At 40.6% G+C, this 12,469-nt stretch carries 13 protein-coding genes and 1 pseudogene; 7 read left to right on the top strand and 7 right to left on the bottom strand.

The window, feature by feature from the left end:
* Positions 1-135: 135 nt before the first annotated feature.
* From V7K21_RS05040 to V7K21_RS05025, 4 genes are all read right to left on the bottom strand, one after another.
* Positions 136-732 carry a CPBP family intramembrane glutamic endopeptidase gene (locus tag V7K21_RS05040; protein ID WP_335172110.1) on the bottom strand — a complete coding sequence of 199 codons (597 nt, stop codon included), beginning with the start codon at positions 730-732 and terminating at the stop codon, positions 136-138.
* Between the two features lie 67 nt (positions 733-799).
* On the bottom strand, positions 800-1,873 hold the full coding sequence (locus V7K21_RS05035; RefSeq protein WP_335172108.1) for a DUF3326 domain-containing protein: 1,074 nt from the start codon (positions 1,871-1,873) through the stop codon (positions 800-802).
* Positions 1,874-2,128: 255 nt separating this feature from the next.
* Positions 2,129-2,311: a hypothetical protein gene (locus tag V7K21_RS05030; protein WP_298920173.1), complete on the bottom strand. Its 183-nt coding sequence runs from the start codon at positions 2,309-2,311 to the stop codon at positions 2,129-2,131.
* A 140-nt stretch (positions 2,312-2,451) separates the two neighbouring features.
* Positions 2,452-2,772 carry a 2Fe-2S iron-sulfur cluster-binding protein gene (locus V7K21_RS05025; protein WP_335172105.1) on the bottom strand — a complete coding sequence of 107 codons (321 nt, stop codon included), beginning with the start codon at positions 2,770-2,772 and terminating at the stop codon, positions 2,452-2,454.
* A gap of 188 nt (positions 2,773-2,960) precedes the next feature.
* Here V7K21_RS05025 and V7K21_RS05020 point away from each other — a divergent pair, with 188 nt between their 5' ends.
* The gene (locus V7K21_RS05020) at positions 2,961-3,098 is read left to right on the top strand and encodes a hypothetical protein (protein ID WP_335172163.1); all 138 of its coding nucleotides are present in this window, start codon (positions 2,961-2,963) and stop codon (positions 3,096-3,098) included.
* 52 nt (positions 3,099-3,150) lie between these two features.
* Here V7K21_RS05020 and V7K21_RS05015 read toward each other — a convergent pair whose 3' ends face one another.
* Positions 3,151-3,444 carry a helix-turn-helix domain-containing transcriptional regulator gene (locus V7K21_RS05015; protein WP_335172161.1) on the bottom strand — a complete coding sequence of 98 codons (294 nt, stop codon included), beginning with the start codon at positions 3,442-3,444 and terminating at the stop codon, positions 3,151-3,153.
* Positions 3,437-3,774 (bottom strand): annotated as a pseudogene (locus V7K21_RS05010) (type II toxin-antitoxin system RelE/ParE family toxin). Before V7K21_RS05010 ends, V7K21_RS05015 begins: the two are co-directional and overlap by 8 nt.
* A gap of 163 nt (positions 3,775-3,937) precedes the next feature.
* Here V7K21_RS05010 and V7K21_RS05005 point away from each other — a divergent pair.
* Both V7K21_RS05005 and V7K21_RS05000 read left to right on the top strand, forming a co-directional pair.
* Positions 3,938-4,429 (top strand): hypothetical protein, encoded by a 492-nt coding sequence (locus tag V7K21_RS05005; protein ID WP_335172160.1) that lies wholly within the window; start codon positions 3,938-3,940, stop codon positions 4,427-4,429.
* A 3-nt stretch (positions 4,430-4,432) separates the two neighbouring features.
* Positions 4,433-5,518, top strand: coding sequence for a GUN4 domain-containing protein (locus tag V7K21_RS05000; protein WP_335172103.1), 1,086 nt, complete (start codon positions 4,433-4,435; stop codon positions 5,516-5,518).
* 220 nt (positions 5,519-5,738) lie between these two features.
* On the opposite strand, the gene V7K21_RS04995 is transcribed toward V7K21_RS05000, so the two are convergent.
* Complete coding sequence (locus V7K21_RS04995; protein WP_335172101.1) at positions 5,739-6,122, bottom strand: four helix bundle protein; 384 nt, start codon at positions 6,120-6,122, stop codon at positions 5,739-5,741.
* A 118-nt stretch (positions 6,123-6,240) separates the two neighbouring features.
* On the opposite strand from V7K21_RS04995, the gene V7K21_RS04990 reads away from it, so the two are divergent.
* The 4 genes from V7K21_RS04990 (at position 6,241) to V7K21_RS04975 (ending at position 12,199) form a co-directional block, all read left to right on the top strand.
* The gene (locus V7K21_RS04990; RefSeq protein WP_335172099.1) at positions 6,241-7,119 is read left to right on the top strand and encodes a DUF4351 domain-containing protein; all 879 of its coding nucleotides are present in this window, start codon (positions 6,241-6,243) and stop codon (positions 7,117-7,119) included.
* Between the two features lie 353 nt (positions 7,120-7,472).
* A complete protein-coding gene (gene acnB, locus V7K21_RS04985; protein WP_335172158.1) occupies positions 7,473-10,133 on the top strand; it encodes a bifunctional aconitate hydratase 2/2-methylisocitrate dehydratase in 2,661 nt (886 codons plus the stop codon).
* Positions 10,134-10,290: 157 nt separating this feature from the next.
* Positions 10,291-12,024, top strand: coding sequence for a DUF262 domain-containing protein (locus V7K21_RS04980; protein WP_335172097.1), 1,734 nt, complete (start codon positions 10,291-10,293; stop codon positions 12,022-12,024).
* A gap of 10 nt (positions 12,025-12,034) precedes the next feature.
* A complete protein-coding gene (locus V7K21_RS04975; protein WP_335172094.1) occupies positions 12,035-12,199 on the top strand; it encodes a hypothetical protein in 165 nt (54 codons plus the stop codon).
* The last annotated feature ends 270 nt before the right edge of the window (positions 12,200-12,469 follow it).

Raw genomic sequence — 12,469 nt, 5'->3', positions numbered from 1 at the left:
CTTGTGCCGAGCGAACGCAAGAGCGTCTCCAAGAGTTGCCAAGGTAAAGGAGCCGAAGTAGTCGAACCATGCCGTTCCCCTACGGGGATCTTGCGTTCGCTATCGGCGTCGCACTAATTCCTACAAGCTCAAAATTTATTTTTTAATTGCCGACAATTGCGACATTTTCCAAAAATAGCTAGAAATCCAATTGGTAATAATGTGAGCAACAATCGGCACTAATAAGTTGCCCGTGAGCAGGGCGCTATATGCCAATATCATCCCGACAATTGTTGCCCAAATCACATAAGGCCATTGTTGGGAACCGCTGAGATGCAAGATACCAAAGCAAAGACTAGATAAAATTACACCTGTAAGATCAGAGCCTAAAGCTGGCAGCATTACACCTCTAAATAATAATTCTTCACTCAACCCCGGTAACAACCCCAGCCAAATTAAATCTGGTAAGGCTAAGGGTTTCAGTACCACTTCTAGGTAATAATCTGCACTTTTACGATAGGGAGTCCAAAGGCGATAAGTTAAGCCACTTAACGCAGTGATGACAAACCCTAACCCTACACCCAACAGCAGCTTTCTTTGGTTAAAGTGCCAAGAAAATAAGGAAAAGTTGCCCAAGTGCAACGAAACTTTGGCGACTATCAACAAAATGATTGCAGTCGCTCCCATCGCCCCAAGTATTTGGATGCGCGTCAGGTATGGAATTTCTGGCTCTTGTTTGTGTTGTTCAACCACGGGTTTTTAAGGGGAGAGTGGGGCAGGGGGAGAAATAACTTATAATTTTTAACCTGTAGAGACGCGATTAATCGCGTCTTTTAACTACTGGCTGCAAAGGTAATAAATTGGGACGGAGAGCAGAGGGATTGATGCCTGCTTTGTGTGCTGCTAATACACCCACTGCTTCTAAATATGAGTTTACCTGTATGGATTTGATCCCCAAGGGTTGGGGAGGAACTTTGATAAGGGTTTTATTTTCTTCAACTGTAATTATTTGGCATCGTCTTTGGCTTAAACTCAGTAAGGCACTACCACCACAAGCAGTTGCAGGTACGATCGCAGCATCGACTTGATCTGCCCAAATATCTTCTTGCTCTGATGGGATCAGTCTTTTCTCAATTATAAATTGTGGAGCATGACTTAATCCTACAAGCACACACGGCAAAAAGGTATAGCCCAATTCTTCAGCGGCGGAACGGGGAGATAAATCAGGTTGTGGAGGTTCGCTCAAAAGGGCAGGAGAATGGGCGCAAGGAATTTGAAAGGTTCGCACTAGCAAATGGCTAATTACAGCTTCTGCACCCGCTAAAGGATCGACGCCTTCACCGTGGCGGTATTTCTGCACTGCTTCCTCATTTATATTATCGGGGAAACGGGCAACAACTGCGATCGCTTCTGCTCCCGCTTTCTTAATTAATATCTCAGCCGCCCGTAATAAGCTATCCGGGTTGCCAATTGTTCCCCAACTAGCTCCCGATGCTGTACTCCGTAATTCTACTTTCAATGGTGCATCAGTAATTACATAATCTGTTAATGTCAATCCCAAAGTTGCTCTAGCTGCATCTGCTGCTTGTATATGTCGTAGTCGCAACTCTGGCTCAATGGCTTGGTCTAAAAGCAAACCTACTTTGTTGGTGCGGACTGGACGCAAACCCCAGCATCCAGAAGCAAATTTGTCAAGCCCGTAACCTTCAACATAGAAAGCATTTGGGAGATTCCAATACAAACTTGCACCATTAAGGACATTGGGGTGAGTAATTAGGCGATCGCAAACCTGTGCTATAACTTTGGCAACAGGTAAAGCATCTCCGGCATAACCCCCAATGGCAGCTCCAACGCCAGTTGGTACAATTAAGATAGCTGTGTATGGACGATTCATCTTATAGTTATCAGTGCCCCGTTGTGAGTTATGAGTAAAAATTATAATTACTTCTCACTCTCCAGGGCTATTTAGTTCTAGACATGAACTGCCCAGAACTAAAGTTTTGCGCCTCATAACTAAAGTCAGCTTTAAGGGACTATAACCTTTTCTCAGTCGTCTTTAGACTCAGAATTCATTCTGAGGCGGGCTAGATGAAAATGAAATAGTCTTTGCCTACTCTCAATTATCAACTTCTAACTCAGCACTCACTACTCAAGACTGGGCACTCTTTGTCACCACAGCTTCAACTATAGCTTTTTGTTTGTCAACGTCCACAGAGGTAACTGCCCAACGGAGGGGTTCCCCTTGTTTATTCAACTCTGTTTCAATTACTTTTAGTAATTCTGCGGGAGTTTCTTGTAAATCAATTTCTGCGGTAATAAAATGAGTCGTCATCTTGGTAAATCCTGTTGATTTGTAGTTTCTAGAATACCTGATATCAGTTGCTCTGAAATATTTATGTTATTTATCAGATTTGGTAATGTTAAGTGAACAGTTATCAATAATCAACCCAAATACTGATAACTATTTACTGATTATTGGTCTTTGCCAAATTGTAACTGATAAACTACATCTTCTTTTTCCGTCTGAACTTTCAAATCAGAAAGAGGTTTGGCAATACAAAGCAATACGTAACCTTGCTTTTGCAAATCTGGACTAACGCCCATGCCATCCGTTTGATCCACAGTTCCCTGACTTATTTGACCGGCGCAAGTTGTGCAAACACCTGCATTACAAGAACTCGGCAAATCCAAACCAGCAGCATCGGCAACTGATAAGATAGTTTCATCTTCAGGAACTTGCAAGGTGTGAATTTCGCCTTGATGATGAATCTCTACGGTGTAACTTTTGGGCATATACAAAGGAAGGTGATGCAACGAACAAATTTATTATTTTATCTGAATTAGTTAAAAATATCTAGATACTAGCATAAAAGTTTAGGTTAAATACTGAGATTATAGTCACTAATTCTGAGAGGATGTTTTAAACTAGTAACATTAATTACTATAATTATAATTATTAGTTAAATTTACTATAAATATATATGCGCGATCGCGTTTCTTTAGAGACTGTATCTGCAAGTCTGCCTTTTGGCATTGGTTCCATGTCGTGGAAAGTTGACACCACACAAAAGAAGGCGGCTTGGTCGCTTTATGTGGAATTGGTGACGCGCATTATGTAGCGATGATTGGACTCACCAACAAACTTTGGTGATTAAGGTTACAACATTAAGCTTACGGCTTTACTGTTACTGCTAAGTGTAACCCTAAAGTATCCAACAAAGAATTTAGACTGTAAAACTCAATTTCGCCTTTCTCTAATAGCATTTGGTCAAGTTTATTGTATAGTTCCTTGACTTGTGCAGAAAGCTGATCAACTCCACCATGCGCTTCTATGACATTTTTCAGTGCCTTACTCAACATTTTCGGATTGCCTTCTTCTAGAACAACTTCAATATAAACTGCTGCTTCTAGTGGATTTTTTAAGTCTTGAATCAGTTTTTCATGATAGCTTGTACTTCTACGCATCATCTCTACTCCTATAGTCTTTCCAATATTCCTTGGCTTTAGCAATATCTTGATCTTGAGTGCTTTTATCGCCACCACACAAAAGAATAATATTTATTGACCCTTCCTGCCCAAAGTATATGCGGTAGCCAGAACAGAGTCTATTCTCAGTTCAAAAACACCATCACCAACTGATTTACAATCACCTAAATTATCATCCTCTACTCGGTCAAGTCTTGCTCTGATTTTAGCCTTTACTTTTCTATCCCGCAGAGAGTCAAACCACTCAGAAAAAATATCTATACCATCAAATCTTAAATAATTCCTGATTTCTTTTGGTTGAATTTCCATGTTGAAATTTTCCCAAATGCCCGATCGCATTATCATTGATCAATCCAGGTTGCGATCGCGCCCGTTGCTGCGACAATATGATTGAAGGCTGATTTTGCAGCTATGATGAGCAATTTTACTATAATAAACCTAAATAAATTAGTTAAATTTGCTTACTATGAATATGCGCGATCGCGTTTCTTTGGAGACTGTATCTGTAAGTCTGCCTTTTGGCATTGGTTCGATGTCGTGGAAAGTTGACACCACACAAAAGAAGGCGGCTTGGTCGCTTTATGTGGAATTGGTAACGCGCATTGCTGTGCAACCATTAGAAGTTGACCAGGGTTTGGTACGAGAAGCCATGAACTCTCTTTATAGTTTATTTGGCACTACCCGCGAAGTTCTCAAAGCCGCCGGGCCAGATGTGGGGGCTTCTCGTGATTCAGTGGGGGGAATTGCGATCGCTGTGTTGAATAATGGGTTAAGACCGTTTTTGGCTAAATGGCATCCGTTATTGCAAGCGTGGGAAGCTAGACGACCTGTGGGGGTGAGTCCTAAAGAACATGAGCAGAGTTGGTCTCTTGAACCCAAGTTACGAAGTGAGTTGGAAGTTTTGCGAGGTGGGTTGGAAGATTACGCCAAAGCGTTGGCAAAAATTGCTGGGGTGGGAGAGTGATAAATGCAACAGCCTATATTTGATGTGTTTCTGGCTCACAATAGTTTGGACAAACCAGAAGTTAGAGCAATTGCTGAAAAACTCAAGCTTCACAATCTCAAGCCGTGGTTAGATAAGGAGCAAATTTTTGCGGGAGATAATATTCAGAATGTTGTCTTCCAAGGGATTTCGCAGTCTAGAGTAGGTGCTTTTTTTATTAGTCAAAATGGATTAGGTACTTTTCAGGAGTATCTTGAACTTGGTGCAATAATTCAATTTTTTCTGAAAAAAAAGAAAGCACAAGGTTTCCGCGTGATTCCCGTCTTACTTGGTATTAATGATATTCCAGAGGATTTATTTTATTTGAGTCAATGGGCTTGGATAAAATTCAAGAACTCAAATGATGAAGAAGCATTAGAAGATTTAATACGTGGTATTAGAGGTCGAAGTGTAGAAGTACAAACGCAACCAGTAATTCAAATCCCGGAGACATCCCCAATAATTCAACCTATACCACCGACAAGACCCCCTGAACAGCCACCAGCTAAAACAAATGACCTATCCTCAGAAAAAGGCATAGACTACACCAGACTACGCGACTTACTAGCAGCAAAAAACTGGAAGCAAGCCGACCAAGAAACCTATCTGGTGATGATTCAGGCTGTAGGTAAAAAAGATGGCGACTACTTCACCTCAGACGAACTCTTAAATTTTCCTTGCACTGACTTACGCACAATTGACCGCTTATGGGTAGAATACAGCAATGGACACTTTGGCTTCAGCGTCCAGAAGGATATTTACTTGAGCGTTGGCGGTAAAGCTGACGGCAAGTATTACTCAAAAGTCTGGGAGAAGTTTGGCGATCGCGTAGGATGGAGAGTGAAAATTAATTGGATTTCTTCCGACTGGATAAGTTACTCAAACGTCAATTTTGATACTACGTCCCCTTATGGACACCTCCCGGTTTTGGGCGAATATAAAAGTGGAAGGATGGACTGGATCGATACATACGGTGGTCACGATATGTATTTGGATTGCAGTGTTGTTTTTGGGGGGGATTTGGGGTGTTGGAGGGTACTCTTCTCTCGCATCGAGACTTGTAAACTGTAACATCTATTTTCCCGATATTTATAAAGATTTATTACCTACCCCAGATGCACGGTAAAATCAACATTTCAGAATTCCGATACCTGAGAATGCGGGGTTATAACAGTTCGCCTGAATAAATTTTTCTGCTACCTCCTGCACCTCAGTATCTTCAGTTACTTTTTGCTTGTCCCAAGGCGACCCCGTTGGGGAAGTCAAAAATCAAAATTCAAAAGTCAAAAGTTTATTTTTCTAGCTTTCCTTTAGTTGTAACTATTGATTTGGCAATAATTTTAATTAATTGTTCACACTCATCTACAAGGCTTTTTACTTGTGCCTCAGTCATTATTTCTGATTTAATTAACAGCTTCAACCAGTATTTTGTTTCTTTTGCTTCTTTGAGTGCTATTGATTGCTTGCTGATAAAATCTCTATCACTTTCAGCAGACTGAGACTCTTCAATATTTGCACCAATTGATGTCCCCGATCTGAATAACTGAGCAGCTAATAATCTTGGTGTTCCTGGCTGTTTATCTAAATAAGTACAAAATAGTACCGCTAGGCAAAAGTCAAAAGGCTTATAAAATCTGCTTTTAACTTTTTTAAAATGGTATCTGTGAAAATTCAAGGTGTCCAGATCCCCGATTTTTCAAAAAAGTCGGGGATCTATTTCATCACCAATGATTCAGGACTGCTATATAATAAGACTTTGCATTAACCCAGAACTTCCGAAATCTTAAAATTGAATGACCAGGTTTATACATGATAAATTCGCCAAAGATTATCTTGAAGAATTACTAAAAGATTACGGAGAAGTCAAGGCATCAGAAAAAGTTGCAGGAGAGATTAAAGAAATAGATGTTTTATTCACTCCTGCTAAACAGCAAAGCTATAATATACAAATACTGGGTTTGTTAGGAAGAGTTGCTGAATATCCGGCAATAATAGAACCCTTTCGTAATCCAGCTTCTAACGATGAAATATGCGACTGTATTCTCAAATTATTAGAAGTTAAGGCTTTCCTGCGACGAGAATCTAAAGCCAATAAAATCAAACTTCAGGACTCCGAAATTCCCAAATTGTGGGTTCTTACTCCAACTATATCTGAAACTAGATTGTCTAGCTTTGGAACTATGCAAAAAGCAGATTGGTTATCAGGAGTGCATTTTCTGCCAGATGCCTTGCGGACAGCAATTGTAGCGATACACCAACTACCACAAATACCAGAGACTTTATGGTTGAGGCTTTTAGGAAGGGGAACTGTGCAGTCACAAGCGATTATTGAGTTGCAAGCGTTACCATTAGATCATCCATACCAGAAAGCAATTCTCGAATTAGTTTACAACTTGCGCGAAAACTTGAGAGTCAACCAAGAATTAGAAGCAGATGATAGGGAGTTAATTATGCGATTAGAACCACTTTATCAAAGAGACAGAGAACAAGCTATACAGTTAGGAGAACAACGTCTAGTTATACGCCAACTCAATCGCCGTATTAGTGAAATTGATGCATCATTAATCGAGCGAGTTCAAAGTTTATCGATTGAACAATTAGAGAATTTAGGAGAAGCATTATTAGACTTTTCTAGCGTCACTGATTTAGAAACTTGGTTAAATCAACAATAAAGATAAATAACTATATCTTTTCCTAATCAAATAAGTTACATCAGAGCAAGCTCCTTGCTTCTTCTTATGGGGTTGGGGATGGGGTTCTGTACCTACTCAATTAATCACTGCAAGTTTGGATTAATTTCTAAGCAACTCGGATTCTACAGCAACCCTGTTTAGTATTGCTCGTTTTTTATCAAAGTGTAAAAATATTCGCTTGACAAAAACTAAACTTTCGGTATAAAAATAACGGCAAATAACTGATTACCAGTAAGGTTTTCATGATAAAAATAAGCTAAACTTTTATAGCCAAGTGTTGCCTAAAAATATTTCATAATTAAAGGTAGAACAGCCCAATGGAGAACATAAAAATGCTGGAATCATATCGTAAACACGTTGCCGAAAGAGCAGCACTCGGTATTCCCCCTTTACCATTGGATGCGAAGCAAACCTCAGAATTATGTGAATTACTGAAAAATCCGCCAAAGGGTCAAGAGGAGATATTATTACATCTATTGAGCGATCGCGTTTCTCCTGGTGTCGATCCAGCAGCTTATGTCAAAGCCGGATTTCTCACCGCGATCGCTAAAAGGGAAATCACCAGTCCCTTGATTTCGCGCATAGAAGCAGTGCAATTGCTGGGCACAATGGTAGGTGGTTATAATGTGCAATCTTTAATCGATTTGCTGCAATGGTCCACCGTATCCCTCTCAGACTCATCTGAAACACCTTTAGTAATGGGCGGACAAGGAAAGGAACCCATCGCCGCTTATGCCGCCAACGCTTTAAGCCAAATCCTCTTGGTATACGACGCCTTCCACGATGTTTTAGAGTTGTCTAAAACAAATCCTTTCGCCAAGCGAGTAATTGACTCCTGGGCGGAAGCTGAATGGTTTACCCTTCGCCCCACAGTACCAGAAGCGATTACTGTTACCGTTTTTAAAGTCCCTGGCGAAACCAATACCGACGATTTATCCCCCGCCCAAAGCGCCACAACTCGCCCAGATATTCCCTTACACGCCTTAGTGATGTTAGAGTCACGGCAACCGGGAAGTTTGAAAACCATTGCCGAACTGAAGAAAAAAGGGCATCCTGTAGCTTACGTGGGGGATGTAGTTGGTACAGGTTCCTCGCGTAAATCTGCCATCAACTCCGTATTGTGGCACATGGGAAATGATATACCTTTTGTACCAAACAAACGCGCTGGGGGTTATGTTTTAGGTGGTGCGATCGCGCCAATCTTCTTTAACACAGCAGAAGATGCCGGTGCTTTGCCTATTCAGTGCGATGTCACCAAACTGGAAACCGGCATGGTAATTACCATCCATCCCTACAAAGGCGAAATCACTAACGAAGCAGGCGAAATCATTTCCACCTTTGCCCTCAAACCTGATACCATCCTCAATGAAGTTCGCGCAGGTGGACGTATCCCCCTACTTATCGGACGTACCCTCACCTACAAAACTCGTCTTGCACTTGGTTTAGAACCCAGCACTGTCTTTACCCGTCCCCAGCAAGCCTTTGATACAGGGAAAGGCTACACCTTAGCACAAAAAATGGTAGGTAAAGCTTGCGGATTACCAGGTGTGCGTCCCGGTACATCCTGCGAACCGATCATCACTACCGTTGGTTCCCAGGATACCACAGGCCCCATGACCCGCGACGAATTGAAGGAACTCGCTTGTCTTGGTTTCAGTGCAGACTTAGTGATCCAAAGTTTCTGCCATACAGCAGCTTATCCTAAACCAGTAGACATCAAAACCCATCACGAACTCCCCGATTTCTTTGCTTCTCGTGGCGGTGTCGCCCTCCGTCCCGGTGATGGTATCATCCACTCTTGGTTAAACCGGATGCTGCTACCCGACACCGTGGGAACTGGCGGCGACTCTCACACCCGCTTCCCCTTGGGTATTTCCTTCCCCGCAGGTTCTGGATTAGTGGCCTTTGCAGCGGCTTTGGGTGTCATGCCTTTAGATATGCCAGAGTCAGTATTAGTAAGATTTAAAGGTGAATTGCAACCAGGTATTACCCTGCGCGATGTCGTGAATGCCATTCCCTACGTGGCAATTCAAAAAGGTTTGCTGACAGCAGAGAAGCAGAATAAGAAAAACGTTTTCTCCGGGCGAATTTTGGAAATAGAAGGTTTGCCAGATTTAAAAGTAGAACAAGCCTTTGAACTCACCGATGCTAGTGCCGAGCGGTCTTGTGCAGGATGTACAATTAAGCTGAGTGTAGAGACAATTTCGGAATATCTGCGTTCCAATGTAGCGCTGCTGAAAAATATGATAGCACGCGGCTACCACGATCCGCGTACCATGCTGCGCCGTGTGGCAAAGATGGAAGAATGGTTAGCAAATCCTATGTTATTGTCAGGCGATGCTGATGCTGAGTATGCCGAAATAATTGAAATTGATTTGAATGAAATCAAAGAACCAATTGTAGCTGCTCCCAATGACCCCGATAATGTTAAGTTATTATCGGAAGTTGCTAATGATCCGGTGCAAGAAGTATTCGTCGGTTCTTGTATGACGAATATCGGTCATTATCGGGCAACAGCCAAAGTTTTGGAAGGTGCAGGTGAAGTGAAAACTCGTCTATGGATTTCACCACCAACGCGCATGGATGAACACCAACTTAAAGAAGAAGGTGTATACAGCATTTTTGGGGCTGCGGGTGCTAGAACAGAAATACCCGGATGCAGTTTGTGCATGGGTAATCAGGCGCGAGTTGCTGATGGCACAACAGTGTTTTCTACGTCTACCCGCAACTTTAATAATCGCATGGGTAAAGATGCGCGAGTCTATCTTGGTTCAGCAGAATTAGCCGCAGTTTGTGCCTTGTTAGGACGGCTTCCGACAGTGCAGGAATATTTGGATATTGTAGCGAGGAGAATTCATCCTTTTGCAGATGATTTGTATCGGTATTTGAACTTTGATCAAATCGTCGGTTTTGAGGATGAAGGGCGGGTGATTGCGTTGGAAGATATGCCGAGGTTTGAGGATATTTTGGGTATGCCTACTGCGGCGAGGTAGGTAATAATTGACATGAAACGCCCCAGGCTTTAGCCTGCGGCTACACGAACGAAGCCCGCATTAGCGGGCTTTTTAATGCAAATCAATCACACGTAAGTCTTTGATAATCCAAAAATTTAGTTATTATCGTATATGATACATAAAGCAAATAACAAGTATGAAAGCATCAGAAACAAGTCTCCGTAACTTACTAGAAGGTGGTAAACAGTTTCAAATACCTCTTTTTCAGCGACCATACTCTTGGAAAAAGGAGAACTGGGAGACTCTGTGGGAAGACTTGATAAGTCTCTATAATGATGATGAAAAAGGCTTTTATTTTCTTGGGCCTATAGTAACCCAAGCTGAATTGGGAACTGCTGACGGTATAAGTCGATATATTGTTATAGACGGACAACAACGTTTTACAACCCTTAGTATTCTCTTGGCGGCATTAAGAAATTATCTCAAGAAGTCTGACAAACAAATAGCAGAACAGATACATGAATTTTTTTTAATAAACAAGTATCAAAAAAATGATGATTTTTATAAAGTGCTGCCTACTCAGGATGACTGTGACGCATATAAAAGCATTATCGACAATAAGACACCTAAAGCTAAAAATAAAGAATCACAATCAGGAGCAATACATGAAGCTTATAAATTTTTTGATGGCAAGTTGAAAAAGCCTTTTGTAGATGAGGATGTTTTGTTAGACTTTACCAAATTCAAAAATATTATTTTAGAACGTTTAGTATTAGTAAATATTACTTCTGATAACAACGATAAACCATATCTTATTTTTGAAAGCTTAAATAACAAAGGAGAAGAATTAACCCAGGCAGACTTAGTTCGTAATTATATATTTATGAAGTTACCTTCTGAAGAAAGAGATGAAGTTTACAACAACGAATGGTTACCTCTTCAAGAAAGTTTTAAGTTAAACATGAAGCAAAAGGAATATGCAGAAGAACTAACTAAGGCATTTTGGTTTTATCTGCGTAAAGATGGAGAGGCAGTTAATGAAAAAGCCGTTTACAAATCAATTAAACAACGTTTTGATGAATCGGCTAAACGCTTTGAAAAACCTGAATTAGTTATCAAGGCTGAGTTACATAACCTTATAAAATTTACTAATTACTATCTACGTCTTAATTTTGATGAGGAAGAACAAGAACCAAAACTAAAGTATTGGTTTCAACGTTTAAAAAAATTGGATTTTACTACTTGTCATATATTTCTGCTGAATATTTATTATGAATATGAATCACAACGCTTATCTATTCAAGATTTTGAGAGAATTCTGCGATATTTAGAATCTTATTTTGTACGCCGTTGGATTGTCGGAATTCCTACTAGAGCTTTAGGCACAACCTTTAACAATCTTTATAAGCAAGTAAAGCAAAAAAATCCTGAAGATTTAGTAAATGGATTACACCAAGTTCTAATCAGCTTTGAGAAAACTCAAGTATTTCCTGATGACAATTTATTCTCTCAGCATATCATCAATGAACCTTTATATAATAATAAAAGCTCGGCAGCAAATGAACGTGTTAAGTTTTTATTAGAAAGTATAGAACAATCTTTGAGTAAGGAGCGTGTTGATACTCTGCCTATGAGCCTTGAGCATATTATGCCCCAAAAGTCCCCTTTACGTAAAGAATGGCAAGAAATGTTAGGCGCAGATTATAACAAGGCGCATAAGGAATTGCTTCACACTTTGGGTAATCTCACCCTAACACAATATAATTCGGAATTGTCTAACAAGTCCTTTGAGGAAAAATTGAAAATTTTAAGGGCTAGTAATGTGACTTTGAATCAGTATTTCCGAAAGATAGATGTTTGGAATGAAGAGAAAATTAAAAGTCGTGCTGAATATTTAGCTAATATAGCGATTAAAGTATGGCCTCGATAAAAGAAATTGTATGCGATCGCACCTTCGCACTTTGCACACAGACCTAACCCCCCAACCCCCTTACCTACTAGCGTTGGGGGAGAAATCCGGCTCCCCTCTCCGCTTAAAAGAGGGGTTGCGGGAGAGGTCAATCCATGCGATCACACCTGGCAAATTAGGGATGCGATCGCTGTAAAAAGATAAATCTTTGCTTCTTTGCTTCCTTCACAAATTCCTCAAATTATTTTACTATAAACATAAATATGGGGCGAAAACCTTTAATAAATTTAAAATTCAAAAGTTGCTAAACATAGTTGAGGGATTGGTCATTTTTGACAATCCAGCATCTGGAAACCCGAAACCGTAAAGACAAGGGACTTCCAAAGAATAAAATCACCAAATCTAATAATGATAATCATTGTTAAGTGAAGAAGAAGCCGCCGACGGCGGCTTCTTCTTCCCTTTT

This window comes from Nostoc sp. (assembly GCF_036919595.1).
GTDB lineage: Bacteria > Cyanobacteriota > Cyanobacteriia > Cyanobacteriales > Nostocaceae > Nostoc.
This window is presented reverse-complemented; position numbering and strand designations above follow the sequence as displayed.